At 72.7% G+C, this 25,922-nt stretch carries 25 protein-coding genes; 10 read left to right on the plus strand and 15 right to left on the minus strand.

Annotated elements, in window-relative coordinates:
- Positions 1-13: 13 nt before the first annotated feature.
- From metX to OUY22_RS04825, 4 genes are all read left to right on the plus strand, one after another.
- Positions 14-1,222 (plus strand): homoserine O-acetyltransferase MetX, encoded by a 1,209-nt coding sequence (gene metX, locus OUY22_RS04810; protein WP_270153509.1) that lies wholly within the window; start codon positions 14-16, stop codon positions 1,220-1,222.
- A 16-nt stretch (positions 1,223-1,238) separates the two neighbouring features.
- The gene (locus OUY22_RS04815; protein WP_270153510.1) at positions 1,239-2,576 is read left to right on the plus strand and encodes an O-acetylhomoserine aminocarboxypropyltransferase/cysteine synthase family protein; all 1,338 of its coding nucleotides are present in this window, start codon (positions 1,239-1,241) and stop codon (positions 2,574-2,576) included.
- Entirely contained in the window at positions 2,573-3,055 is a 483-nt protein-coding gene (locus tag OUY22_RS04820) for a CoA-binding protein (RefSeq protein ID WP_270153511.1), read from the plus strand. Before OUY22_RS04815 ends, OUY22_RS04820 begins: the two co-directional genes overlap by 4 nt.
- Positions 3,056-3,436: 381 nt before the next feature.
- Complete coding sequence (locus OUY22_RS04825; RefSeq protein WP_270153512.1) at positions 3,437-3,754, plus strand: STAS domain-containing protein; 318 nt, start codon at positions 3,437-3,439, stop codon at positions 3,752-3,754.
- A 67-nt stretch (positions 3,755-3,821) separates the two neighbouring features.
- On the opposite strand, the gene OUY22_RS04830 is transcribed toward OUY22_RS04825, so the two are convergent.
- A complete protein-coding gene (locus OUY22_RS04830; RefSeq protein ID WP_270153513.1) occupies positions 3,822-4,283 on the minus strand; it encodes an anthrone oxygenase family protein in 462 nt (153 codons plus the stop codon).
- 78 nt (positions 4,284-4,361) lie between these two features.
- Between OUY22_RS04830 and OUY22_RS04835 the strand changes: the two genes are divergently transcribed.
- From OUY22_RS04835 to OUY22_RS04845, 3 genes are all read left to right on the plus strand, one after another.
- Entirely contained in the window at positions 4,362-5,021 is a 660-nt protein-coding gene (locus OUY22_RS04835; protein WP_270153514.1) for a TetR/AcrR family transcriptional regulator, read from the plus strand.
- A gap of 245 nt (positions 5,022-5,266) precedes the next feature.
- On the plus strand, positions 5,267-6,724 hold the full coding sequence (locus OUY22_RS04840) for an MDR family MFS transporter (RefSeq protein ID WP_270153515.1): 1,458 nt from the start codon (positions 5,267-5,269) through the stop codon (positions 6,722-6,724).
- A 92-nt stretch (positions 6,725-6,816) separates the two neighbouring features.
- Complete coding sequence (locus OUY22_RS04845) at positions 6,817-7,824, plus strand: aldo/keto reductase (protein WP_270153516.1); 1,008 nt, start codon at positions 6,817-6,819, stop codon at positions 7,822-7,824.
- A 58-nt stretch (positions 7,825-7,882) separates the two neighbouring features.
- Here the strand turns inward: OUY22_RS04845 and OUY22_RS04850 are convergent, their stop codons facing one another.
- Together OUY22_RS04850 and OUY22_RS04855 are read right to left on the minus strand one after the other, a co-directional pair.
- Entirely contained in the window at positions 7,883-8,713 is an 831-nt protein-coding gene (locus tag OUY22_RS04850) for a carbohydrate deacetylase (RefSeq protein ID WP_270153517.1), read from the minus strand.
- A gap of 52 nt (positions 8,714-8,765) precedes the next feature.
- On the minus strand, positions 8,766-10,142 hold the full coding sequence (locus OUY22_RS04855; protein ID WP_270153518.1) for an MFS transporter: 1,377 nt from the start codon (positions 10,140-10,142) through the stop codon (positions 8,766-8,768).
- A 191-nt stretch (positions 10,143-10,333) separates the two neighbouring features.
- On the opposite strand from OUY22_RS04855, the gene OUY22_RS04860 reads away from it, so the two are divergent.
- The gene (locus OUY22_RS04860) at positions 10,334-11,284 is read left to right on the plus strand and encodes a sulfotransferase family protein (RefSeq protein WP_270153519.1); all 951 of its coding nucleotides are present in this window, start codon (positions 10,334-10,336) and stop codon (positions 11,282-11,284) included.
- Here OUY22_RS04860 and OUY22_RS04865 read toward each other — a convergent pair whose 3' ends face one another.
- Positions 11,285-12,181, minus strand: coding sequence for a hypothetical protein (locus OUY22_RS04865; protein WP_270153520.1), 897 nt, complete (start codon positions 12,179-12,181; stop codon positions 11,285-11,287).
- 326 nt (positions 12,182-12,507) lie between these two features.
- On the opposite strand from OUY22_RS04865, the gene OUY22_RS04870 reads away from it, so the two are divergent.
- The gene (locus tag OUY22_RS04870; protein ID WP_270153521.1) at positions 12,508-13,353 is read left to right on the plus strand and encodes an aldo/keto reductase; all 846 of its coding nucleotides are present in this window, start codon (positions 12,508-12,510) and stop codon (positions 13,351-13,353) included.
- Positions 13,354-13,415: 62 nt separating this feature from the next.
- Here OUY22_RS04870 and OUY22_RS04875 read toward each other — a convergent pair whose 3' ends face one another.
- Positions 13,416-14,069 carry a response regulator gene (locus OUY22_RS04875; protein WP_270153522.1) on the minus strand — a complete coding sequence of 218 codons (654 nt, stop codon included), beginning with the start codon at positions 14,067-14,069 and terminating at the stop codon, positions 13,416-13,418.
- Positions 14,070-14,074: 5 nt separating this feature from the next.
- Positions 14,075-15,151, minus strand: a complete 1,077-nt coding sequence (locus tag OUY22_RS04880; protein ID WP_270153523.1) for a sensor histidine kinase — start codon at positions 15,149-15,151, stop codon at positions 14,075-14,077.
- A gap of 408 nt (positions 15,152-15,559) precedes the next feature.
- Between OUY22_RS04880 and OUY22_RS04885 the strand changes: the two genes are divergently transcribed.
- The gene (locus OUY22_RS04885) at positions 15,560-16,330 is read left to right on the plus strand and encodes an AfsR/SARP family transcriptional regulator (protein ID WP_270153524.1); all 771 of its coding nucleotides are present in this window, start codon (positions 15,560-15,562) and stop codon (positions 16,328-16,330) included.
- Positions 16,331-16,347: 17 nt separating this feature from the next.
- On the opposite strand, the gene OUY22_RS04890 is transcribed toward OUY22_RS04885, so the two are convergent.
- Genes OUY22_RS04890 through OUY22_RS04930 form a run of 9 tightly spaced genes read right to left on the minus strand, consistent with a single transcriptional unit; the run spans position 16,348 to position 25,918 of the window.
- Positions 16,348-17,826, minus strand: a complete 1,479-nt coding sequence (locus OUY22_RS04890; RefSeq protein ID WP_270153525.1) for a hypothetical protein — start codon at positions 17,824-17,826, stop codon at positions 16,348-16,350.
- 4 nt (positions 17,827-17,830) lie between these two features.
- Positions 17,831-18,859: a zinc-dependent alcohol dehydrogenase gene (locus OUY22_RS04895; RefSeq protein ID WP_270153526.1), complete on the minus strand. Its 1,029-nt coding sequence runs from the start codon at positions 18,857-18,859 to the stop codon at positions 17,831-17,833.
- Positions 18,856-19,983: a hypothetical protein gene (locus OUY22_RS04900; RefSeq protein ID WP_270153527.1), complete on the minus strand. Its 1,128-nt coding sequence runs from the start codon at positions 19,981-19,983 to the stop codon at positions 18,856-18,858. The genes OUY22_RS04895 and OUY22_RS04900 overlap by 4 nt, the downstream gene beginning before the upstream one ends.
- A 58-nt stretch (positions 19,984-20,041) precedes the next feature.
- Positions 20,042-20,788, minus strand: coding sequence for an SDR family NAD(P)-dependent oxidoreductase (locus OUY22_RS04905; protein ID WP_270153528.1), 747 nt, complete (start codon positions 20,786-20,788; stop codon positions 20,042-20,044).
- Complete coding sequence (locus OUY22_RS04910; RefSeq protein WP_270153530.1) at positions 20,772-21,848, minus strand: GNAT family N-acetyltransferase; 1,077 nt, start codon at positions 21,846-21,848, stop codon at positions 20,772-20,774. The genes OUY22_RS04905 and OUY22_RS04910 overlap by 17 nt, the downstream gene beginning before the upstream one ends.
- Entirely contained in the window at positions 21,833-23,092 is a 1,260-nt protein-coding gene (locus OUY22_RS04915; protein ID WP_270153532.1) for an MFS transporter, read from the minus strand. The genes OUY22_RS04910 and OUY22_RS04915 overlap by 16 nt, the downstream gene beginning before the upstream one ends.
- Complete coding sequence (locus OUY22_RS04920) at positions 23,092-24,072, minus strand: GNAT family N-acetyltransferase (RefSeq protein WP_270153533.1); 981 nt, start codon at positions 24,070-24,072, stop codon at positions 23,092-23,094. Before OUY22_RS04920 ends, OUY22_RS04915 begins: the two co-directional genes overlap by 1 nt.
- Complete coding sequence (locus OUY22_RS04925) at positions 24,069-24,761, minus strand: M15 family metallopeptidase (protein ID WP_270153534.1); 693 nt, start codon at positions 24,759-24,761, stop codon at positions 24,069-24,071. The genes OUY22_RS04920 and OUY22_RS04925 overlap by 4 nt, the downstream gene beginning before the upstream one ends.
- On the minus strand, positions 24,758-25,918 hold the full coding sequence (locus OUY22_RS04930) for a type III PLP-dependent enzyme domain-containing protein (RefSeq protein WP_270153535.1): 1,161 nt from the start codon (positions 25,916-25,918) through the stop codon (positions 24,758-24,760). The genes OUY22_RS04925 and OUY22_RS04930 overlap by 4 nt, the downstream gene beginning before the upstream one ends.
- Positions 25,919-25,922 lie beyond the last annotated feature (4 nt).

A 25,922-nucleotide genomic window follows, 5' to 3' on the forward strand; every position in this document is an offset into this window, starting at 1 on the left:
TACCATGGGCCCCATGTCCCAGCCAGCCCCGGCGATCCCCGCAAGCCCAGCCGGCAGCGTCGGCGTCGTGGAGACGCGGCACCTCGACCTCCCCCGGCCGGTACAGCTCGACTGCGGCCGGGAGCTGCACCCCGTCCGCGTCGCGTACGAGACGTACGGCACGCTCTCCCCCGAGCGCGACAACGTGATCCTGGTGTGCCACGCGCTCAGCGGCGACGCCCACGCGGCCGGCCTGTCGAAGGCGCCGGCCACGGAGAGCGCCCGCGACGGGTTCGGCGCCGAGGAGCGCGACGGCGGGCGCGGCCAGGGGCTCGGCTGGTGGGACGGCATGATCGGGCCCGGCAAGGCGTTCGACACCGACCGCTTCTTCGTCGTCGCGACCAACCTGCTCGGCGGCTGCCGCGGCACCACCGGCCCGTCGTCGATCGACCCGGCGACGGGCGAGCCGTACGGGCCGGACTTCCCGGTGATCACGGTCGCGGACATGGTGCGGACCCAGCGCGCGTTCCTGGACGTCCTCGGCATCGAGCGGCTCGCGGCGGTGGCCGGCGGCTCGCTCGGCGGGATGCAGGCGCTGGAGTGGGCGATCCTCTACCCCGGCCAGGTCGACGCCGTGGTGGCGATCGCCAGCACGCACGCGCTCCACCCGCAGGGCGTGGCCTGGAACGCGATAGCGCGTGACGCGATCATGCGCGACCCTGCGTGGCAGGGCGGCCGCTACCACGGCACCGGCCGGGCGCCCGACGCCGGCATGGGGGTGGCGCGGATGGTCGGCCACATCACCTATCTGTCCGCGCCGGCGCTGGACGACAAGTTCGGCCGGCGGCTGCAGTTCGCCGACGACCTGCGCTACACGATCACCGAGCCGGAGTTCGAGGTGGAGAGCTACCTGCGCCACCAGGCCGCCTCGTTCGTCAAGCGCTTCGACGCCAACACCTACCTCTACACCTCGCGCGCGCTGACCTACTTCGACCTCGCGCGGCAGCACGGCGGCGGATCGCTCGCGCGGGCGCTCGAAGGCGTCTCGGCGCGCACGCTGCTGATCGCCTTCAGCTCCGACTGGCTCTATCCGCCGTCGGCGTCGCGGGAGGTGGAGCAGGCGCTGCGCGCCCTCGGCAAGCCGGTCGAGCTCCAGGTGATCGACGCGCCGTACGGTCATGACTGCTTCCTGCTGGAGGAAGCGCGACAGACGCCCATCATCCGGCGGTTCCTGGCCGCGTGACATGGAAGAGGCTTTCGTGACCGATCATCTCCCCCGGGCCGAGCAGGCCCGCGCGTTCGGGTTCGACACCCGGCAGCTGCACGCCGGGCAGCGGCCCGACCCCAACACGGGCGCCCGCGCGGTGCCGATCTTCCAGACGACCAGCTACGTCTTCGAGGACCCGGAGTCCGCGGCGGCCTACTTCAACCTGCAGGAGTACGGCAACACCTACTCGCGCATCATGAACCCGACCGTCGCGGTGTTCGAGGAGCGGGTGGCGAACCTCGAGGGCGGCAGCGGCGCGGTCGCGTTCGCCAGCGGGATCGCCGCGCAGGCGGCCGCCCTGTTCACGCTGCTGGAGCCGGGCGACCACGTGGTGTCGTCCTCGGCGCTCTACGGCGGGACGGTGAACCAGCTCAAGCACCTGCTGCGCAAGCTGAACGTGGAGCTCACCTGGGTCGACCCGGACGACCCCGACGCCTGGCGGCAGGCGGTCACGCCGCGGACCAAGGCGTTCTTCGGCGAGACGATCGGCAACCCGGCGGGCAACGTGCTCGACATCGAGACCGTGGCGGCCATCGCGCACGAGCACGAGCTGCCGCTGATCGTCGACAACACGTTCGCGACCCCGTACCTGTGCCGCCCGATCGAGTGGGGCGCCGACATCGTGATCCACTCGGCCACCAAGTTCATCGGCGGCCACGGCACCAGCATCGGCGGCGTCGTCGTCGAGGCCGGCACGTTCGACTGGTCCAACGGGCGCTTCCCGGTGATCGCGGACCCGTCGCCCGCCTACCACGGCCTACGCTTCCACGAGACGTTCGGCATGTACGGCTATCTGATGAAGCTCCGCGCCGAGACCCTGCGCGACCTCGGCGCGGCGCTCTCGCCGTTCAACGCCTTCCTGTTCCTGCAGGGGCTGGAGACGCTCTCGCTGCGGATGGACCGCCATGTCGCCAACGCCCGGGCGGTCGCGGCGTTCCTGGAGGCGCACGAGCTGGCGTCCAACGTGACGTACGCCGGCCTGCCGGAGAGCCGATACCGGCCGCTGGCGGACAAGTACCTGCCGCGCGGCGCCGGGGCGGTGTTCTCCTTCGACTGCGCCGGCGGGCGGGCCGGCGGGCAGGGCCTCATCGGCGGCCTGACGCTCTGGTCCCACCTGGCGAACGTCGGCGACGCCAAGAGCCTGGTCATCCACCCGGCCAGCACGACCCACCGCCAGCTCGGCGACGACGAACTGCGGGCGGCCGGCGTCGGGCCCGGCACGGTGCGGCTGTCGGTGGGCCTCGAATCCGTCGACGACCTCATCTGGGACCTGGAGCAGGGCTTCGCCCGGGTCGCGGCCACCACGGGCAGGAAGGCGGCCACGGCGTGAACGTCCCCGACCGCTACCAGGACCCGCTGACGATCCAGCGCGTGCTCCACTCCGCCAAGACGATCGCCGTCGTGGGGCTGTCGAACAACGAGCTGCGGGCCAGCTACTTCGTCGGCTACTACCTCAGGCGTCACGGCTACCGGGTGATCCCGGTGAACCCCCGCGAGCCGGAGATCCTGGGCGAGACCAGCTACCCGAGCCTGCTCGACGTGCCCGTGCCGGTCGACCTCGTGAACGTCTTCCGCGCGCCGCCCGCGCTGCCGGGCATCGCGCGGGAAGCGGTGTCGATCGGGGCGGGCGCCCTGTGGACCCAGTTCGGCGTGGTCGACGAGGAAGGCGCCGCGATCGCCGAGGACGGCGGCCTGACCGTGATCATGGATCGCTGCGTCAAGGTGGAGCACGCCCGCTACGTGGGCCGGATGCACTGGCTCGGCTTCAACACCCAGCGCATCACGTCCGTGCGCGGCGGGCTCCAGTAGCCCGCCCGGTCCTCCGCGTACTGGGGTGGAGGTGCTCATGACCGGTCGTGAGGTACGCTGAGGGTACCGAGGATTTTTCGCGCGTCGACTCCAGGTCTGCGTCGCCCCGGCGAACCACTACCGGCCCATCGCGGCCCGGACGAGGTCAGGCGACCATGTTCCGACGCTTCTTTCTTCCTTCGCACCGCTCGCCCCGGCCGCTCGGGCCGGCCTCGCCGCGTCCCCGCGGGACCAGCGGGCAGTGACCACATGCGGCTACGCGCCCGGCCGGAGCCCGGCGACGTCCGCGTTCCGCCCCGTCCCCGCGACACGACCGCAGGAGGTACGACGAGAGACCGGCCCGCACGCGCCTCATCCGTTCCAGCATCCGAAGGAGATCTCATGATCACCAAGGACACCGTCCCGCTCGGCGGCACGGGCGCCTCGACGCTCGTCCACCTGACGGGCGACATCGACATCCTCACCGCGGCGCGGCTCCGCCAGCAGTTGCTCAACGCCCTGGGTTACAGCACCGGCAGGCTCGTCCTGGACCTGTCCCAGGTGACCTTCTTCGGCGCCGACGGGCTGAGCGTGCTGATCAGCGTGCAGAACCGCGCCCGGGCCCGCGGCGTCACCCTCGTCCTGACCGGCGTCCCGCCGCGCGTCGCCAGAGTGCTGCGCATCACCGGGCTCGAAGGCCACTTCCCCGTCAAGGTCTGACCCGCCACGACCACCGGGCCGCCTCACGGAGCGGCCGTGATCGACGCCTGTTCCACCGGAACCGGCTTCAATCGGCCTGCTGGGCGGCGATGAGGCAGGCGAACGCCGCGAGGGCCAGCGCCGTCCGGACGAGGTGCAGGGTGAGCCATCGCTGCCGGACCTCGTCCCAGCCGGCCGGCGGCGCGTCGGGATCCCAGGCGCCGGCGACCTGGTTGAGGGGCTCCAGCCCGGCGACGGTCAGGACGACCGTCAGGACGACGAGGACCAGGGCGGCCGCGCCCAGGCCGAAGACGAGCCATCCCCGCTGCCACGAGAGGACCGCGGCGACCAGCAGCGCGGCGACGCTGACCAGCAGCAGCGGCGGCATGCTCCGGCCGTAGTCGGCGTTGAGCGCCTGCCAGTAGCGGATGTACGCGGCCCCGGGCATCCGGCTCACCGACGGCGCGAGCACCACGAACACGACGCCGCCGGCGTACAGGCCGACCAGTACCAGGGCCACCGTCCGGGACGCGGCGAGAGCCAGAGACATCAGCGGCCTCCACTTGGATAGATTGGCACTCTTTCATTAGACATGGTTCCAGTCAATATTTCTGGAAGCATGGTGGCGATGACTGAGCCGAGGAAGCGCCGCTCGTACTCCAGCAGCCTGCGCCGCGAACACGCGCAGGCGACCCGGCTGCGGATCGCGACGGCGGCGCGGGAGCTGATGGTCGGGAAGGGGTACGCCGACACGACGATGGCCCAGGTCGCGCGGGACGCCGGCGTGGCCGTCCAGACGCTCTACACGTCCTGTCCCGGCGGCAAGCCCGCACTGGCCAAGCTCGTCTACGACATCACGCTCGCCGGAGACGCCCAGGCCGTGCCGCAGAGCGACCGGCCCGAGGTACGGGCGATCATCGAGGAGCCGGACCCGGCCCGCAAACTGGCCCGCTACGCCGAGATGGCCACCTCGATCCTCCGGCGCGTCACCCCCGTGCACCGCGTCCTGCGCGCCGCGGCCGCCGCGTCACCGTCCGACGCCGGGCTGCGCGACGTGCTGGCCGGGATCGAGCGCGAACGGCTGACCGGAAGCGGGGGACCGGCCCGGCATCTGCACGCTCTCGGCGCGCTGCGCCCCGGCCTCGACCCCGCCAGGGCGGCCGCCCAGATCTACGTGCTCACCTCGACGGAGAACTTCGAGCGGCTGACCGAGGTGTGCGGGTGGAGCGAGGCCGAGTACGCGGAATGGCTCGCCTCCATGCTGGCCGCGGCACTCCTCGCCCGCTGAGCACCGGCCCCCGGCGGCACCGCCGGGGCTGAGCACCGTCCCCGGCGGCACCGCCGGAGGGGCCGAGCGCGGCCGGAAAACCGGGTGACACGGCGCGGGGGATGCCGCATCGTGGGCGCGGCCGACGAATTCTGTCGGTGGCGACGGTCATCCTTTCCATGACGATGACTTCTCGCGCGGAAGAGGGCCGGGGCTCCGGTCCTCGCCGCGTTCCCCCGAAGACCCACGACGACTCACGAGGTGCCATGTCCAGCCGCCTGCTCGACCCGCCGTCCAGACCCGAGACACATGCCCGGGGACGCACACCACCGGTGATCCGGCTGCTGGTGCTCGCCACGTTCGTGGTCATCCTCAACGAGACGATCATGATCAACGCGATCCCCCAGTTGATGGGCGCGTTGCACATCACCGAGCAGACGGCGCAGTGGCTCTCGACCGCCTTCATGCTCACCATGGCCGCGGTGATCCCCATCACGGGGTGGTTCCTGCAGCGGGTGCCCACCCGCCGCGCCTACGCCACCGCGATGGGCCTGTTCCTGGCCGGCACCGCGCTGGCCATCGTCGCGCCGTCGTTCGCGGTGCTCCTGGGCGCCCGCATCGTCCAGGCGGCCGGGACCGCCGTGATGATGCCCCTGCTGATGACCACGCTGATGCAGGTGGTGCCGGAGGAGGACCGGGGCCGGGTGATGGGCAACCTCTCCCTGGCCATCTCGGTCGCGCCCGCGATGGGGCCGACGGTCTCCGGGCTGATCCTCCAGTTCGGCTCCTGGCGCCTGCTGTTCGCCGTGGTGCTGCCCATCGCCGCCCTGATCACCTGGCGGGGATTGAAGCGGTTGGAGAACGTCGGCACCCCCAAGGCCGGCGACATCGACTGGTTCAGCGTGGTCACCGCCGCGGCCGGCTTCGGCGGCCTGGTCTACGGCCTCAGCCGGTTCGAGGGCGGTGACGTCCCCGTCGCCGCCTCGATCACGGCGGCCGGGCTGGTCACCATCGCCGTCTTCGTGCTCCGCCAGCTGTCGCTGCAGAAGCGCGGCGTCCCGCTGCTGGACCTGCGCACCCTGCGCCATCGCACCTACACGGTCGGGCTGATCATGATGGCCGTGGCCTTCATGGCGATGCTCGGCTCGATGATCCTGCTGCCGCTCTACCTGCAGAGCGTCCGCGGGCTCAGCGCCCTGGAGACCGGGCTGCTGGTGATGCCGGGCGGCCTCGCCATGGGGCTGCTGGGCCCGGTCGTGGGCCGCCTGTTCGACGCCTTCGGCGGCCGGGTGCTCGTCATCCCCGGCTCGATCGGGCTCATGCTGGCGCTCACGGGCTTCACCCAGGTCTCGATGACCATGCCCTACTGGCAGATCCTCGGCCTGCACGCGCTGCTGTCGGTGAGCCTGGCGGCGATCTTCACCCCGGTGTTCACCCTGGGGCTCGGCGCGGTGCCCTCGCGGCTCTACTCCCACGGCAGCTCGATCCTGAGCACGCTCCAGCAGGTCGCGGCGGCCTTCGGCACCGCGCTCGTGATCACCGTGATGAGCGCCCGCGCCGACGCGCTGAGATCGGCGGGGGCCACCGACGTGCTCGCCACCCTCAGCGGCATGCGGGTGGCCTTCGTCATCGGCGCGGCGCTGTCCGTGGTCGTGGTCGTCACCGCGCTGCTCCTCCCGTCCCGCGCAGCCAGCTCGGCCGGCGCCGCCGCTCCGCACCACTGATGCCGAGCCTTTCCCGGCCTTGACCTGGAGCGCGCTCCAGCTCCTAGCGTGCGCGTCGAGGCACCTGAGAGCCGAGGAAGGGAGCGACTCGCATGAAGACCGTGCAGCTTGGCCGCACCGGCGAACAGATCAGCCAGCTCGCCCTGGGTTGCATGATCATGGGTACGGTGACCCCGGAGGACGAATCCTTCGCCATCCTGGACCGCTACGCCGAGACGGGCGGCGCCTTCCTGGACACCGCCGACTGCTACGCCTGGTGGGAGCGCCGGGGCAGCCTCGGCGGCCACAGCGAGGAGCTGATCGGCCGCTGGCTGGCCAGGACTGGACGGCGCGACCGGGTGTTCCTGGCCACCAAGGGCAGCGCCGTCGTGCGCGACCTGGACGCGGTCTGGGCCGGTGGACGGCCGGACTGGGAGGTGGCCTACCGGACCTTCGTGGGGGCCGGGGCGAAGACCCTGCGGGACGCGATCGACGGCAGCCTGCGCCGGCTGGGCACCGACCACGTCGACCTCTACTACGTCCACGTCGACGACCGGGCTACGCCTCTGGAGGAGACGCTGGAGGCGCTGGCCGGCATCGTGCGGGCGGGCAAGGCCCGCTACATCGGCTGGTCGAACGCGCGGACCTGGCGGCTGGAGCGCATCCGGCACCTGTGCGCGGCGAACGGCTGGCCGGCCCCGGTCGCGCTCCAGCAGCAGCATTCCTACCTGCGCCGCCGGGCCGGGCTGCGGCACGTCTCGATCGTGGACGACGAGCAGCTCGACTACCTGGCGGCGCACGACGATCTGACGCTGGTCGCGTACTCCCCGATACTGAAGGGCGTCTATGACGACACGGCCAAGCGGCGGGGGCACGGGGTGATGGAGCCGTACGTCGGGCCGGACGCCGAGGCGCGGCTCGCCGCCGTCGCCGAGGTGGCCGCGGAGGTGGGAGTGACACCGAACGCGCTGGTGCTCGCGTGGCTGCAGCACCAGACGTCACCGGCGGTCGTGCCGCTGATCGGCCCGCGCACGCTCGGACAGTACGAGGCGGCGCTGCCCGCGCTGGACGTCCGGCTCACCGCCGACCAACTCGCCCGTCTCGACGCGGCGGGCGCCTGACGGCGGTGACACCCAGCGCCCGGCGCGCCCCATTCAGAACGCGTGCGGGTGGAGGACGTCAGGGCCACCAGCCTGCGGTGAGCCGGACGCCCTCACGGTCGAGGGCGGTGTGCCACGCCGGGTCGCGCAGCAGCCGGGCCTCCCAGGCCCGCACGACGCCGTCAGGCCCGGCGACCGCGTCCTCGCGGGACGGGTGCAGGAACAGTTCGCTCGTCCCTTCAGGGAGGTCGGCGAGGCGGCGCAGGTAGTCGTCCCGGAGCCGTTCGTAGGAGCCCAGCTCGTAGGCGGTCCGGCGGTTGGTCGCGATCGTCCGCGGGATGGCCACGCCCAGTTCGTCGGCGAGCGCGACGGCGCGCTCGTGCGCCGCGGCGAGCGGCGGCGGCAGCGGGCCGCCGACGTACGGCTCCGGGTCGCGGGGCAGCCGGAAGGCGAAGCCGTGGCGGGCGCACCAGTGGAGCGTCTCGGTGAGCCACGACCGGCCGTGCAGCCCGTACAGGGTGCCTGCGTGGGAGTCGGCGGCCACCGGCGCGAGGTCCCGCGCGCGCATCCAGCTCAGTTGGGCGTCCGCCTCCCGGATGACGTCCGCGGCCTCGCCGCGCGCTCCGAGGACGAAGGGGTCGTCGCTGAGGGCGCCGTCGGCGTCGGCGAGACTGGTCGCGCCGCCGAGCGGCCGCCAACTCGGCACGTCGCGTTCGCTGGTGAGCGTCACGTGCAGGCGCGGCAGCACGCCGAGCTCCTTGACCCGCTCGGCCGCCCGCCCGGCGTCCGGGGAGACGCAGATCAGCGTCGTCGCGGTGACGTGCCCCTCGGCCAGCAGGCCGAGGACGACCTCGGTGGTGCCGGGCTCCCGGCCGAGGTCATCGGCCGTGATCACGAGGCTGCGGGTCATCGGGGGTCCTCCACAGGGTCCGGCGACCCGGCCGTGAACACGAGGTTGCGGGTCATCGGGGGTCCTCCACCGGGTCGGCGGCCTCGGGCGGTGTCTCGTGCGGGACCGTGATGAGCCGCGCCGCGATCGCGCCGATCGTCACCAGGACGAACGGGTAGACGCACAGGTACACCCGGAACGCGAACCCGGGGTCGGCGCCGGGGTCGGCGCCGGAGTTGTAGCCGAAGAACACGCCCAGCGAGGTGAGCGCCAGCCCGGTCACGACCCCGTTGAGCCGGCCGAAGAAGCCGAACGCCGACAGGAAGAGCCCTTCGCGGTGCTCACGGTTGCGCGCCGCGTCGGCGTCCAGCACCCGGGCGACGATGAGGTCGTTCGTCGCGAGCATCCCCGACCACCCGGCGCCGACGAGGACGCCCGCGGCGAGCGCGGTGAGGAGGTCGTTGGCGAGGAACAGCGCCGCGAAGCTGACCGCGAGGACCGCGAAGGCGAGCCGCCAGGTCCACAGGGCGCCGCGGCGCGCGACGACCTTCGTCCACGCCACCAGGCCGGCCGCCGCGACCAGGATGACGACGCCCTGCAGGATGAACGTGTTGCCGACGTCGAGTCCGAGCGAGTAGCGGACGTACAGTTGCAGGCCGGTGAGGACGAGCGCCATGGCGATCCCGTAGCAGGCGCCGGTGAGGCCGACCGTCCAGAACAGCGGGGTGCGCACGATGGACCAGACGCTGCGCAGCAGCGGCGGCCGCTCGCGGGTGGCGTAGCGCGGGTTCTCGCGCGCCCCGAGAGCCATGAACACGATCACCACGACCGCGATCGCGCCGTACACGATCGCGGTGATCTGGAAGCCCTGGGTGGAGTCCTCCGTGCCGAACACCTTCGTCGTGAGCAGCGGCGTGACCGCCAGCGAGATCACCAGGGCCACGAGCTGGAAACCCTGGCGCAGGGCGTTGGCCACGGCGCGGTCGCGCTCGCGCGGGTAGAGCTCGGGCAGCAGCGCGCCGTAGTTGGCGTTGAGCATGGAGTCGAAGGCCTCGCAGAGGATCGCGAACACCGCGAACCACAGCACGAGGCCGAGGCCGTCCAGCGAGGCCGGCGCGGAGAAGAAGGCGATCATGCAGGCCGCGAGCATCGGCGCGCCGACGATCAGCCACGGCCTGCGCCGCCCGAACCGGCTCCTGGTGCGGTCGGACAGGTGGCCGAGCACCGGGTTGTCGATCGCGTCGATGACCGCGTAGACCACCATCACCACGCCGTAGGCGCGCACGTCGAGCCCGAGGATGTCGACGTAGTAGAGGATCATCGATCCCTTGATCATGTTGATCGGGATGGACGTGCCGAGCATGCCGACGGCGTAGCGCCACGCGGGGGTCCGCGCGGGGGCGGGGGTCGTGCCGGGGCGGTCGCTGCTCGCCTGTGCTGGATCTGCCATGGCTCTCGGGGCCTCCTCGCCGCCAGCCTGGCCCGCCTCGCGGTGCAGCGCACCGGAAGATGCAGACAAGTTACGTCTGATCCAGGAATGCGGGGATAGCCCCCTCTAGCCACATAATAGACATTTCCTACCGGATAACCTTGTTATGCTGACCTCCGATAGAGGTCCGTTCCGCCACTGGAGGGAAGACGGTGTCCCTGCCCGATTTCCTGATCGCAGGTGTGCCCAAAGCGGGGACCACGGCCCTGCACACCGCGTTGCGGCAGCATCCCGGCCTGTTCCTGTCACGGATCAAGGAACCGAAGTTCTTCCTCACCGACGGGCCGCCTCCGGACAGGGGCGGGCCGGGCGACGCGGAGACCTACCGGGAGCACGTCTGGCGGCGCGCCGACTACGAGGCGCTGTTCGCCGATGCGCCGCCGGGCGCGCCGGCCGGCGAGTCCACTCCCTTCTACCTCTACGACACCGCCGCCCAGCGGCGCATCCACGCCGCCGTCCCCGGCGTGAAGCTGGTCATCAGTCTGCGCGACCCGGTCGAGCGGGCCCACTCCAACTGGACGCACCTGTGGTCGGCCGGGCTGGAGCCCATCGGCGACCTGGTGCGGGCGTGCGAGGCCGAGCCGCGCCGCGTCCGTGACGGGTGGGCGCACTTCTGGCACTACATCGGGCTCGGCCGTTACGGCGAGCAGCTGGAGCACCTCTTCGGCCTGTTCCCCCGCGACCAGGTGCTGATCTTCCGTTACCGGGACCTCGTGGACCGGCCCGCCGAGACGCTCGACCGCATCTGCGCCTTCCTCGGCGTGCGTCAGGGGCTGCTCACCGAGCTGCCCCGGGAGAACGTCACCGCCCATCCGGACCCGAGCCTGCGGCACCGGGTGCTGTCCGTGATGCGCAGGCGCCTGTCCAAGGTTCTGGGCACGCCGCTCGAAGGACTGCTCCAGCACCGCGGCGCCTCCCGCCGCCCGCTGTCGTGGGAGCAGCGGCAGCGGCTCCTGCCGTACTTCGCCGACGACATCCGCCTGCTTGAGCGCGTCACCGGCGCGGACTTCGGCGACTGGCTGCTGCCCAGGCAGCGGGCCGGGGGCCTGGTCGGCACCCGGCCGGCCGGGCAGCGGCAGTCGCGCAACGGGCAGCGCCGCTGATCAGCGCAGCTCGGTGAGCAGCTCGTGAGCGCCGTCGGGACGGGTGAACTCGTAGTACAGCCGGACGGCGCCGCCGGGCAGGTCCACGAACTCCAGGTAGCGCAGCCCTCCCCCGCCGAACGGCGAGGCCGCCGCGGGGGTGTCGCCGAGGGCGGTCAGCGCGGCGGGATCGGCGCCGACGGCGACGCCGGTGCGCTCCTCGTAGTTCTCCGCCGCGCTCGCCCGGCCGTCGTAGTAGGCCAGCACCCGGCCGCCCTGCCACCGCACCGCGCTCACGCGGACGCCCCGCTCGTCCCAGAGCCCCGGCCGGCCGCTCAGCGCGGTGCCGTGCCAGGTCCACTCCAGGCCGTCGGCGCTGGTGGCGTAGTCGGTCACCATCCGGTCGGCCTCCTCCGGGTTCACCAGCGGATGGCAGGAGGCCCACAGGTGCCAGAGGCCACCGCGCCGTACGATCACGGTGTCCTTCACCCCGGTCTTGGGGTCGCCCGGCAGGACGGTGACGCGCGAGCGGGTGTCGAACGCGGCCGGGTCGGCGGCTTCCAGCGCCTCCACCCGCCAGTGCTTGGTGCCCTCGGTGGCGCAGCTCAGGTAGAGCCGCCAGCGGCCGTCGGGCAGGCGCACCAGCGAGGGCCGCTCCAGCGACTCGGCGTCCATCTCCTCGCGGGTGACGGTCGTCAGCGTCTCGAACCGCTCGCCGTCCGAGGAGCGGGCGACCACCACCGCGTATCCGCGGCCCCGGCCGATCGGGCGGCGCAGCCGGTAGGCGAGATAGATCAGGCCGTCCGCGGCGACCGCGCTCGGGGCTCCGGCCCAGTGTCCATCCCCGGCGGCCGGCGGTCCGACCGCGACCACGGCCCGATCCGGGTCGGGCAGCACCACATGCTCGTCGATCCACATGTGCGCGACACTAGGCGACGGCGCGCATCGGGACGCGCACCTTGCCCGGTTCCCGGCCAGCCCCATAGAAGTGCGTCATACCCGGCCTCTCTGAACGGGAGCGTCCTCCCTCGCACTATTGCCTACATTTCCGGTCTGGTCAACTGGGATTTCCTCGTACGAGGTCATCGCCGCTCTATCCGGGATTGAGATCGCCTCGACCGGCCCGGCGCATGCTGAAGGAGGTGACCCGGCGTTCGCACAGCCGAAGGACGGCCGAGATGGATCGATCCGACCCTCCCGTGACCGAGCCCGGCGGGTTCCGCCCGCCCGGGGTTCCGTGACCGATGGACGTCAGGCGGCTCGGCCGCGCCGGCCCGATCTCCTCGGCCATCGGCCTGGGCGGGACGGCGCTGGCCGGCGGCCCCGACGTCCGGGCGGGCGCACAGGTCATCGGCCACGCCCTCGATCTCGGCATCACCCTGCTCGACACCACGAGCCGGTCCCGGCAGGAGCAGGTGCAGCAGCTGGCCGGGCGGGCGATCGCGGGCCGCCGCCAGGAGGTGGTGCTGGCGGCGCGGGCCCGCGCGGGCGGCGGAGGGCTGGCCCGTTCCTGCGACGCGGCCCTGCGCCGGCTGGCCGTCGACCACCTGGACCTGCTCTACCTGGACTGCCCCGCCTGGCCTGGGCCGGTCGAGGACGGGGTGGGCGAGCTGGCCCGGCTCGTCACGGCGGGCAAGGTCCGCCACCTCGGGCTGGCCGAGCCGCGGGCCTGGCAGATCGGCCGGGCCGCCGCGGAGCATGCGATCGCCGCCATCGCCTGCGAGTACTCGCTCTGGGACCGCCGCGCCGAGCTGGACCGGATCCCGGCGGCCCGCGCGCACCGGATCGGGGTGGTCGCCTGCCGGCCGCTCGGCCTCGGAGCCGGGCCCGGCCCTGGCGGGGTCCGGCCCTCCGGGGACGACCCGCGCGCCGCCGTGCGGGCGGTGCGGACCGCCGAGGAGGTCGCCGCGCAGCTCCACCTCAGCCTGGCCAGGCTGGCCCTGGTGTGGCTGCTGGCGCAGGGCGGCGACATCGTGCCCGTGCCGAGCACGCGCAACCGGGTGCACCTGGAGATGAACGCCAGCACGGCGGGCGTCCAGGTCGATCTCGCCCCGCTCGCCCGCCTGAACACCCTCTTCCCGCCGCACTAGAGCAGGTCACAGCCGGCACGAGAGGGGCCGGTCCCAGCGGGTACGGGACGCGGCCGGCAGGGTCATGGCTGGTGCGGGATGGACGGCGGTTTGATGAGGGAGGCGGCCACCGCCTTGTTCACCGCGTCGACCCGGGAGACCGCGCCGAGCTTCAGGAAGACGTTGCGCAGGTGCCGCTTCACGGTGGACTCGGTGAGGTTCATCCGGCTCGCGACCTGGCCGTTGCTCAGCGCCTCGGCCACCAGCTCCAGCACCTGCAGCTCCCGCGCGGACAGCGGGTTGGCCGCGTTCGGCTGCACCTGGACCAGGCTCTCCCTGGAGATGACGAGCATGACCCGGTCGTGGTCCGTCCTGGCGGTGCGGACCGCCGCGAGCAGCTCCGCCCGCCGCACGGTCTTGAGCAGGTAGCCCCGGATGTTCCGGGCCAGCAGGCTCTGCACGAGGTAGGGCCCGTCGTAGATGCTCAGGATGATCACTTCGGAGCGGGGCGAGGCCGCCTGGATACGGCTCACCGTCGTGGTCGCCTCGTCGCCGGGGATCTCCACGTCGAGCAGCACGACGTGCGGTTTCAGCGACGCGGCCAGCTCGACGGCGCTCTCGCTGTCGCCGGCCTCGCCGACCACCGCGATGTCGTCGTCGCTCTCCAGCAGCTCCTTCAGTCCCTCGCGGAACAGGGAGTGGTCGTCCACGATGAGGACGGTGGTGCGGTCATCCATCACGATCACCCGTCACGCCGTTCCGACAGTGGTACCACGAGGTCCACGCGGGTGCCGCGGTCGGCCACCGGCGTCAGGGTCACCCGGCCGCCCATCAGCTCGGCGCGTTCCCGCATGGACGTGAGCCCCAGGCCGGGCGACCGGAGCGCCCGGTCCAGGTCGAAGCCGCGGCCGTCGTCGTCCACGGTCGCGCGGAGCCTGCCGGGCGTGATGTCGACGGTGATGAGCACCATGCCCGGCGCGCCGTGCGTGACCGCGTTGCGCACCGCTTCCCTGACGATGAGGAACGTCTCGCCCAGCACCTTCCCGGACGCCCACGCCTCGTCGCCGTCGACCCGTAACCGCATGATCACGTCGTCGGACGCCGTGGTCTCCACGAGCCTGGCCAGTTCCTTCTCCAGGTGGCGTACCTGGTCGCCGGTGTGCAGGCCGGTCACGATGGAGCGGGTGCCGACCATGGCGTCCTGGATGGCCTCGTGCGCCAGCACGACCCGGTTCATCGCGCCGGTGGGGTCGGTGCGGGACGCCTCGGCCAGCTCCAGCTGGTGGTGGGCGACCCCCAGCCCCGAGCCGACCCGGTCGTGCAGGTCGCGGGCGATCCGGCGGCGCTCGTCGGTGTACGCGGTGTCGAGGTCGTGCAGAAGCCGGGAGGAGTAGGCGAGCGTCGTCTCGTGGACGCGGGTCAGGACGCTCTCCGTCAGAGAGCGCATGACGAGCCCGAGGGCCTCCCCGCCGTCCTCGCGCGTGGCGAGGTACTCGCTGGCGGCGTCGAGCGTGACGTCCGCCAGGCAGGTCGCGGCCCGCAGCGAGACCCGGGGGTGCAGCCGGCCCGCGGCCGTGCCGGCACCGGTCCTGCCGTCGTCGCCGGCGCTCGGACGGCCCAGCCGCAGGCTCCGGGCGACGTCGGCGATGGTGCGGCCGGCGTGCGTGAGCGCCTGGCGCCGCAACTCGGGATCGCCGGTCAGCGGGGGGTGCGCGTCTTCCAGCCGGGCAAGGTACGCGCGCAGGAGCGCGGGCCGCTCGGCGTCGAGAAAGCCGGCCAGCGCCTCCCGTGAGGAACGACGTCGATCGCGGGGGGACACCGGAAGTTTCTTCCCTGGAAGGGAACACCCGAACGCGGCCCCGCGCACTCCGGTCCATCAGGGCTGGTGAGAGGAGGGAAAAAACCCGGCGCGTGGCCGGGCCGCGCGCCCTCGGGGCAGGACTACATCCGGGTGTTACTCCTCCCGGTCAGGTCCCGGGATATTTCGGCTGAGCGGGGTGCTGCTTGCGGAGGTTTCCTGTTGTGGGCGGCCCGCCGGGAGGGTGACGCTGCGAAGGAGTCGAAGGACGAAGGAGTCGAAGGACGAAGGAGTCGAAGGACGAAGGAGTCGAAGGACGAAGGAGTCGAAGGACGAAGGAGTCGAAGGACGAAGGAGTCGAAGGACGAAGGGATCGGAGGACGCGCGAGCCTCGCGAACGCACACAGCCGACCACAAGGAAGATCACCCATGGCGACATTCCAACTTCTCGGCCCGGTGGAGATCGTCGTCGACGGTCACCCGCACACGCTCGGCCAGCACAAGCTGCGCCAGGTGCTGGCCATGCTGGCGCTGCGGGCCAACCAGATCGTGGACACCGACCTGCTGATCCGCGAGCTGTGGGACGAGGATCCGCCCAAGAACGCGCGGACCATCCTGCACACCTACGTCTACCAGGTACGCAAGCATCTCGAACGCGACGGGCTGTGCCCGGAGGAGCTGGTCGAGACCAGGACCGCCGGCTACCTCCTGCGCGCCGGCGAGGACGACCTGGACGTCTTCCGGTTCGACCGGCTCATCCGGCAGGGGCGGCAGGCGCTCGACGAGGGGGACATGGCCCGGGCGGCCGAGTCGTTACGCCAGGCGCTGGATATGTGGTCCGGGCGGGCGCTGGCCGACGTGCTGCCGGGGCCGGTGCTGCGCGGGCACGTGGTCGCGCTGGACGAGCAGCGGGTCTGCGCCCAGGAGATGTGCATCGAGGCCGGCCTGGAGCTGGGCCGCCACCGCGACCTCCTGCCGGAGCTGCGCCTGCTGGTCGAGACGCACCCGTACAACGAGGGGTTCCACGGCCAGCTGATCTGCGCCCTGGGCCGCTGCAACCGGCGCAACGAGGCGCTGGACGCCTACCGGCACCTGCGTGACCTCCTCGACGAGGACCTGGGCCTGGCGCCCTCCCCGGAGATCCAGGAGCTGCACCGCGAGCTGCTGTCCGCCGGCATGCCGAAGAACCTGGCGTCGTGAACCGGTGCCGCCGCCGGTCAGGGGGTCTCCAGCCGTACGGCCCGCGCGGCGCCGCTCTCCAGGGCGAGCCGGGCGGCCCAGCCGGGCGGCAGTTCCCCGGCCGGGACCAGGTGATCGAGCACGTCGGGGAAGGCGACGACGTGCGCCTCACGGACCGGGACGCGGGTGAGAGCGGCGACGTCGGCCGGTGAGAGCCCGCCCGCCCCGGCGATCTCCACCGGTCCCGCCGGGATGATCGCCCCGCCGGGCAGGGACCGGGCGGCGGCCTGGAGGCTGGCCAGGTGGAGGCCGGTGGACACCTGGGCGACCGCGCCGGCCAGGTCGCGGAACTCCTCTCCGACGCCCAGCGCGGCCACCACGCCCCGCTGCATCACGGGCAGGTAGGTGGCCTGGTAGTAGCCGCCGACGCAGCTCAGCCCGCGCGCGAAGGCGAGGGTCGCGAAGCAGGTGAACAGCGAGGGCAGCAGGAGCCCGGCCCGCAGCGCCGGGGCCAGCCCTTCCGGGCTGAACTTCCACTCCAGCCGCCGGCCGCGCTCGTCGACGCCGGTGAGCAGCTCGCCGTGGAGGGTGAGCGGCACCCGACGGCCCTCGGCGCCGAGCCCCCAGAAGAAGACCGTGCCGCGCGAGCGGCTCCGCTCCCAGCAGGCCCGCTCCCCGTCCAGCCCGTCGAGCAGCGCCTCACGCACCTGGGGGACGAAGAACAGCTGGTGGATCAGGCTGCCGGGGTCGTTCAGGTCCGATTCGAGCAGGGCGGCGCAGATCGGCTCGATCGCCACCTGCACCAGCCGGGCGGGCGGTTCGCCCTGGAACAGGCCCCGCCACAGGGCGGTGTTGACGCGGGTGGCCTGGAGGCCGTGCGAGGGCAGCGCCAGCGTCTCCGGCGCGCCGTACACCCGGTGCAGCACGTCGTCGGCGCTGCGCGCGCAGAAGGCGGAGACCTCCCCGGCCCGCCGCATCCGGGCGAGCCGGGCCTGGGCCCGTTCGATCATTCCGGCGTCGAACGGCCGCGCGGTCAGGACCGTCCGGTGCTTGTCGCGGTTCGGCTGGACGGGCAGCCGCTGCGGCAGCGCGTCCAGTTCGCCGTGCCGGGGGTCGTAGAGCCGCAGCCCCATGGGGTAGGTCAGGTTGTTCAGGCTGACCGAGCCGAAGCCGAGCACGACGACGGTGCGCGGCGCGCCGGGCCGCAGCGCGAACAGCAGGGTGCCCTGGACGGAGTCGGCGAAGGTGTCCACCCCGAAGTGGTTGGACGTGGGCACGATCGGCTGCGCGCGCAGGTCCGCGGCCACCTCGGCGGCCACCTCGTGGCCGTACGAGCGGGCCGTGAGGTCCGCGACGGCCGCGCACAGGTCGTCCCTGTCCTGCCACGGGCGGGACCGGCCGGGCCGGAGCCCGGCCAGCAGGTCGGCCAGCGGCGCGTCGGCCAGGCGGCGGAGCGTGTCGCGGACCAGCGGCGAGTGCCGCGCCGCCAGGTCGAGGAGGTGGGCGGCCAGCGTCATGACGTCAGCTCCACGGATAGAGGACGATCTTCCCGCACTCGTAGCGGGACTGCCGTTCGAACGCCTCGCCGATCCGGTCCAGAGGGTAGCGGTGGGTGATGAACCGCTCGATCTGGTCCGGGACCCGGCTGATCATGCGCAGCAGCGGGCCGGCGTCGGCCAGGTTGATGTCGAGGCTGCCCATCAGCGTGGCCCCCTTCTGCACCAGGTCGTCGTCCACGCGCACGGTCAGCTCGCCGGGTTCGGCCAGGAAGCCGACCGTGCCCAGACGGTTGATCGCGTCGATGCACAGCCGCTGGTACTCCGGCCGGCCGGAGCAGTCGATCGCGACGTCCACGCCGCCGCCGGTGAGCGCCCTGATCCGCTCGCGCACGTCGCCGTCGCGGGGGTCCAGGACGGCGGCGCAGCCCAGGTCGCGGGCGAGTTCGGCCCGGTACGGGGTGCGGGCCACGCCGATCACGGTCGCGCCGCGGTACCGGGCGTTGATCACCCCGCCGAGCCCGACCGCGCCGAGCCCGGTGATGAGCACGGTGTCGGAGGAGTCCACGCCGATGCGCCGCATCACGCCGAAGGTGGGGCCGAGGCCGCAGCAGGCCATGGCGGCGTGGTCCAGCGGCATCCCGTCCGGCACCGGCACGCACAGCCGGGCGGGCTTGATCGCGTACTGGGCGAAGCCGCACTCGCCCGACTCGCTCTTGCACACCTCCAGCGGGTCCTCGGTGGTGGCGCAGTGGGAGTAGTAGCCGCGCCGGCACAGCTCGCAGGTGCCGCACGGGTAGCCGCACAGCGCCACGACCCGGTCGCCGGGGCTGAGCAGGGCGCCCTCGGGCGCGTCGGCCACGACGCCGGCCATCTCGTGGCCCAGCGAGTCGGGCCGGTTGCGCTCCAGGTAGACGCCGTCCCGGTAGGCGACGTACTCGTTGCACATCGGGGCGACCTCGACCTTGAGCAGGACGTAGTCGCGGCGGATGGCGGGGTCCGGCTTCTCGGCGAGCGCGCAGGCGCGCGGGCCGGTGATCTGGGCGACCTTCATCGGACCCGCGCCAGGTAGCGGCCGTCGCCGCCGCGGCGGCGCACGTCCACGGTCACGCAGTGGAACGAGCCGCCGAAGGTGTAGACGTGGCGGAAGTCCACCGGGATGCAGCGGAAGCCCCAGTCGGTGAGCAGCTCGATCATCGGCTCCTCCTGCCGTTCGACGACGACGGTCCGCTCGTCCACGGAGAGCATGTTCATGCTCACCCACGGGCTGCAGAAGTACATGGGCCAGTCCGGCGGCAGCGCCGGCTGCGGCGCCTTGCGGATCTCCCAGCCGTCGAACAGCTGGTTGGGCACGTAGCGTTCCCGGTTGACCAGCAGCTTGCCGGGCGCCAGCGGCAGCAGGGTGGCGTCGATGTGCATGGCGTGCGGGTCGTTCACCTCGATGGTGTGGACGCGGAACCCGTCGCCCAGCGCCCGCTGCAGCCACCGGATGCCGGATGCGTTGGTGACGTGGCTGCGCTGCGCCACGAGGTCGCGGCCGAAGCGCATGAAGTCGGCCGCGTCGAAGACCGGCTCGAACTCGGTGATCGCCCACTCGTCATGGTCGCCGGTGGCGAACAGCTCCTCGGTGAGCTGCGGGCGTGGGGCCTGGAGCCACCGGGCGTCCCGGTCGAAGTACGACTTGAGCAGCGGCCGGAACGCGTCGCCGTCGAACTGGCGGCAGCGCCACGACATCGGGGACTCCACGATGGTGTCGCCGACGACGATGAGGTGGTCGCGCGGCATGGCCGCGTAGCACCCGCCGGAGCTGCTCCAGTGCGGCGTGCCGAACGAGGCGCGGTGGTCGGCGGGCTCCGGCCTGACGACGGTGACGCCGGCGTTTTCCAGGGCGCGGGCGAGCCCGTCGAGCTCCTCGTCCGCGGCGTCCACCAGGTCCTGCGGGAACGGCTGCCCGCCGCGTTCCTGGAAGAGCCGCCAGGAGCCGGGCGGCATCGTGGCGCGCATGGACTCCTGCCAGGTCGGGAAGACGCCGCCGGCCAGCCGCCCGACGATCACCTCTTCCAGCGGGTCCCATTCGGTGTAGGAGCTCACCGCCGTGGCCGGTGAGCGTCCGTTCCGGCGGGTCGTGGCAAGCGAGGACACGGTCATGGCTCGTACGCCCTTTCTGTCGTGGATCACGACCTCATCCATCGTCGGCGGCGGCGCTATAACGTCGATCCAGCGGCGCTGGGAGACCTCAGCTCGCCAGCCCGCCGGCCGTCTCGCCGCCGTCGATGACGAAGGTCTGGCCGGTCACGAACTCCGCCTCGTCGCCGGCCAGGTAGGCGGCGAGCGCGGCGATCTCCGCAGGCCGGCCGAGCCGGCCGAGCGGGATCCTGCTCGCGCACTCCGCCAGCCGGGCGGGCGTGTACTCCGCCTCCTGCATGGGGGTGAGCACGTAGCCGGGGCAGATGGCGTTGACCCGGACCGCCGGGGCCAGCTCCAGCGCCAGCGTCTTGGTCAGCTCGATCACCCCGGCCTTGCTGACGTTGTACGCGCTGTAGTCGGGCATGCCGACCATGCCGCTGACGGAGGCGATGTTGACGATGGTCCCGCCGGGGCCGCGCATCCGCCGGGCGGCCCGCTGGGCGACCAGGAACACGCCGGTCAGGTTGACCCGCAGGATACGTTCCCAGTCGTCGAGCGGCAGGTCGGTGAAGGCGCACGGCCTGCTCACGCCGGCGTTGTTGACGGCCACGTCCAGCCCGCCCCAGCGGCGGTCGAGCTCCTCGAAGGCCGCGTCCACGGCCTCCGGGTCGCCCACGTCGGTCACGAGCCTCAGCTCGGCGCCGGGCACCAGGTCGTCGAGCCGGGCCAGGGCCGCCTCGTCGCGGTCCAGGACGGCCACCCGGGCGCCGTCGCCGGTGAAGCGGCGGGCGATGGCGGCGCCGATGCCGGAGGCGCCGCCGGTGACGATCACTCTGCGTTCAGCCGGTCTGTTCATCGATGCTCCGCCAGGTCTCGGGGTCGAGCGCGCCCGCCGTGCGCGGGTCCTCGCGCAGCTCGCGGCAGACGTCCGCGTTGTGCCGCCGTACCTGGTCGGTGGCGTCCTCCAGCACGCTGTCCGCGGAGAGGTCGGCCAGCCACACCGGGCGCAGCGTGGCCCCGTACAGGGCCTTGGCGGCCGAGGACTTCAGGCCCGCGTGCACCCACCGCAGCCCCAGCTCGGCCGCCAGGTCGAGCTGGCTGACCAGCACGACGTTGCCGTACTCGTCCGCGTCGGCCAGGCGGTCGTAGTCGAAGCCGGCCCAGCGCAGGAAGATCGTGTCCGTGCCCACGTAGTAGAGGCAGAACCCGACGGGGTCGCCGCCGTCGCGGCTGCAGATCGCCACCCGGGCGGCCTCGCCCATGTTCCGCGCGTGGCCGCGCAGCGCCCCGCGTTCCTCCTCGGGCTCGCTGTCTACCCCGTACTTGGCCAGGGTCTTGGAGGCCGGGACGGCCAGCAGGTCGACGCACTCGGCCAGCGGCACGTGCTTGATCGTGTAGCCGGCCTCCTCGAAGGCGCGGCGGCCGGCGCGCACGCGGTAGCGCTTGCGCTTGGACAGGTAGCCGGGCCAGTCGTCGACGGCGATCCACGCGTCGGCGTCCATCACCACGGCCGGGGCGGTGACCCCGGCGCGGCGGACGGACTCCAGCTCGGACGGGGGCAGGTACATCGCCACGCAGGGCCGGCCGGCCGCGCGCCCGCGCAGCTCCTCGACGAGCCCGGGCACCGCCTCGGGCGCGCCGAGGAAGTGCGTCTGGTAGCCCTCGCGGGGCCCGACCAGCAGGCCCTCGGGCGGGGGCGCCGGCAGGCCGCGCGCCTTCAGCTGCTCGGTCCACCGGTACAGCGGCAGCATCGGCGGTCCGGTCAGCTCCGTGTACGGCACCGCGGCGCCGTCGCGGACCACGGCGTCGCTGCGGCCGCCGTACTCGGCGGCGCAGAAGCGCAGCCAGGCGCTGGTGGAGTAGAAGTGCGGGCCGGCCAGCCCGTCCCAGGCCTCAGGGGTCAGTCCGCCGAGCACAGCGTCTCCTTCCTGCCGAAGATCTCCTCGCCGACCGACCGGATGCGGGTGGCCGCGAAGGCCACGCCTCCGGCCAGCAGGGCGGCCACGGCGATGGCCATGGCGGTGCGGACGCCGAGCCGCTCCCCCATCAGCCCGGCCAGCAGCCCGCCCACCGGGATCGTCCCGTAGACGAAGAACCGGTAGGTCGCGGTCACCCGGCCGAGCAGCTCCGGCGGCACGATCGCGCCGCGCAGGCTCAGGCTGTGCACGTTGAACAGGGCCATGGACAGGCCGTACACGAACAGTCCGGCGGCCAGGACCGCGCCGGCGGCGAGCGGGGACCCGGCGGCCGCGGGCACCAGGCCCAGGGCGGCGGAGCCCAGGATCATCGTCCACACCATGGTCCGGCCGATGCCGAGGACCCGGCCGGCCCGGTCGGCCAGGAACGAGCCGGCCAGCGCGCCGACGCTGCCGATGGCCAGGATGACGCCGAGCAGGCCGGTGGACAGGCGCAGCTCGCGCACGCCGTACAGCAGATACAGCGTGAGGATGACCTGCTCGAACAGGTTGAACCAGGCCGAGCCGATGGTGAGGGGGCGCAGGAGCGGGTCGCGCAGCGTCGTGGCCAGGCCCTCCTTGATCTCCATCCAGGTGGAGGGCCGGTCGGCGGGCCGTTCGGGGGGCGGCTCGCGGTGCCGGATGGCCGCCACGCTGATCGCGGCGGCCAGGTAGGTGACGGCGTTGACCACGATCGAGACCGGCGCGGTCAGCCACTGCACCAGCAGGCCGCCGGCGCCGGGGCCGCCGATGGACGCGATCGAGTACGTCGCCTCCAGCCGGGAGTTGGCCTGGACGAGCTGGTCCTTGGGGACCAGGGACGGGAGGTAGACGACGTAGGCCACGTCGAAGACGGCGGTGAGCAGGCCGGTCAGGAAGGCGACCGCGTACAGCACGGGCATGGACAGCAGGCCGGCCAGGTGGAGCACGGGCACCGCGCCGAGCAGCACGGCCCGGCCGACGTTCGCGGTGATCAGCGCGGGCCGCTTGCGGTTGCCGTCCAGCCACACCCCGGCGAACAGGGTGATCAGCAGCACCGGCGCGAACTGCATCGCGGTCAGCACGCCGAGCTCGCCCGCGCTGGCGTCCAGGGTGAGGATGCCGGTCAGCGGCAGCGCCAGCACGGTGATCTGGGCCCCGAACTGCGACACCGTCTCGCCGCCCCACAGCTTGAGGAAGTCGCCGTGGCGCCAGAGGCCGGCCATCACGCCCCCTGGGCCGCGCCGAGCCTCCGGTGCAGGGCCGCCAGCTTGGGGCGGTACGCGGGCACGTCGGACGGGTCCGCCGCGTACCACAGCGACCACAGCTCCACGCCGGTGAAGCCGTAGCGCCGTTTGAACGCGTCGTTGCCCTTGCCGAGCTCCAGCCGGTCCCACCCGCGTTCCAGCCCGAGCCGGAGCAGCTCGTAGAGCGTGAACAGGTAGGGGCTGACCTCCTGGACCACGGTGTGGTCCATGCCGCCGGCCCACAGGTAGAAGCGCCGGTCGTGCTCCATCCCGACGAAGGCGGCGACCGTGCGGCCGTCCCACTCGGCGCGCACCAGCCGCCCGCCGGGCATGCCGGCCACCGCCAGGAAGCCGGCCCGGTCGTACAGGACGGGCCAGTCGTGCCGTTCGGCCGAGCCGTTGGCCAGCTCGACGACCTCCTCGACGCGCTCGGGCGCGGGGTCGGACTCCATGACCAGCCGCAGCCCCTTCTCCGCGGAACGGCGCCACCGCCTGCGGAACTCGGTGCGTTTGTGCACGTCGCGCAGGTCGGGCTCGGGGCCGGTGCCGATGACGCGGTGGTAGGCGTGGTCGAGCCGGATCATGCCGTCCGGCTGGGCGACGGTGGCCCACTCCAGCGCCGCCTCCAGCGGCAGGTTGAGCACGAGCAGCCCGCAGGTGCCGGGCAGCAGGCCGGAGGCGTGGTCCATCAGCCGCTCCACGTCCTCCGGCCGCCCGGCCAGGTAGGCGGGGCCGTAGCCGGCGTAGAGCGAGCTGACGGTCAGGACGGGCCGGTCCCAGATCCGGCCGAGGTCGGTGTCGAGCTCGTAGCCGTGCCAGAACGGCGAGTACTCCAGGCGCTGGAGCAGGGGGTGGCCGGTGGGTTCGCGCCGCTCGACGGTGTTGCCGTCCCAGGCCGCCAGCCAGGCGTCGGTGTCGAACACCGTACGGGAGCGGTCGGTGATGTATGGCATGGTCATGGGTTCCTCCACGGTACGGCGGCGCCGTATTCGGCAAACCGTTCACCGTGAAAAGCGGCGCTCACCATGGTGCCCAACTCGTAATGCCAGAATTCCCACGAGTACGGCGCGAAACCTGCGCCGAGCATTGTCCAATAGAGCATTCTGCGCAGCCGCCTGTATTCGGACCTGGAGTCGTTCTCGTAATGCGTGAGCCAGGACCGTTCGTTGAACTCGTCGAACTCGGCGCCGAGATCCAGCTCGCGGCCCGACGGGTCGCACAGGGTGACGTCCACCGCGCCCCCGGTCGTGTGCGGCGGCGGCGAGGCGGTGAACTCCTCCCGGTCGGCGGGCGGCAGCGCCAGGTATCTCTCGACCGTGGCGTCGTCGCCGGGGTCGGGCAGCGTCCGGCGGAAGCTCTCCACGATCTCGGCCTGGGTCTCCAGGGTGCGCAGCCCGTCCCAGACGAGCAGGTCGACGCCGTCGGGCAGGGCGGCCGAGGCGCTCCGCAGCGCCGCGAGCACGCGGCGGCGCAGGAAGATCCGGCTGCCGGCGGCGGCGATGCCGCGCCGGTGGTAGGCGGGGCCGGCGTGCACGCCCGGCACCCCCGCCACCTCCTCCAGCGGTTCGCCGCACTCGCGCACCCCGATGCCCGGCGGGGGCGACACGGTCGGCTCGATGACGATGGGCGCGTCCGTTCTCGTGATCACAGTGAGCTCCCGAACCAGGCTTTGGCGAATCCTTCGGACAGATCGGGTGGCAGCTCGACGACCTCGGCGGGCGACAGCCCTTCCACGGGGGCCGTGTAGCCCCACGCGTACGCCCCGGTGTTGGGCATGACGACCAGGTCTCCCTCGGTCATCGGGGGCAGCGCCGCGTCTCTGGCGATCACGTCGAAGGAGTCCATGACCGGGCCGAGCACGGCCGCGGGCGCCGGGTCGCCGGAGCGCCGCGTGGTGATCTCCAGGCCGGCCTCCGGTTCGATGAAGGTGGTCTCGAACAGGCCCGCGTACGCGCTGGCGTCCAGGTGGACCAGGCGCCGCCCGGCCACGACGCGGTCGGCCACGACCCGGCTCAGCAGGGCCATCGCCGGCTGGCAGAGGTACCGGCCGGGTTCGCAGAGCACGTCCACGCCGGTGGGCAGCGCCGCGGCGATCCGCTGGAAGAAGTCCGGGTGGTCGTGGTGGAACCGGTCGCGGGAGCCGGGGAATCCGCCGCCGATGTTGATCGCCGGCACGGTGACGCCGGCCTGGGCCAGCCGGTCGCGCAGGCCCATCAGCAGGTCGACGCCGCCCAGGTAAGGCAGCCCCCGTTCCATCCCCTCGCCGGCGGTGCCGACGAAGAACGACAGCGCCTCGATCTCCATGCCGCGTTCGGCGGCCCGTTCCGCCAGGCCGGCCAGCACGTCGGGGGTGTTGCCGAAGCGCACCAGGGACCGGGTGGACTCCCCCGCGTCCGGGGGCCGCAGCCGCAGCGTGATCCTGGCCGTCTCCGGCAGCATCTCCAGGCCCCTGGCGTCGTCCACGACGAACCGGGTCACCCCGGCCGCGAGCACCCGTTCGAGGGTCCGCGGCGTGAAGACCGGGTTGAGGTAGGCGATGCGCTCCGGCGAGACGCCCAGGTCGAGCAGGGTGGCCAGGTGGCCGGGGTTGGTGACGTTGAACTCCTCCACCAGCGGGTCCAGCGCCCGCAGCACCAGCGGGTGGGCGTTGGCCTTGGTGGCGTAGGAGATGCGGGCGCCGAGCCGGGTCCGCAGCTCGGCCACCCCGGCGCGCAGCGTCGCGGGGGCGAACAGGAACGCCGGCGTCCCGACGCCCTCCTGCTCCGCCCAGCCGGCCACCTCGCCGGCGAGCTCTCGGGAAAGCATGACG

Origin of the sequence: Nonomuraea corallina (assembly GCF_027620315.1) — a bacterium.
Taxonomy (GTDB): domain Bacteria; phylum Actinomycetota; class Actinomycetes; order Streptosporangiales; family Streptosporangiaceae; genus Nonomuraea; species Nonomuraea corallina.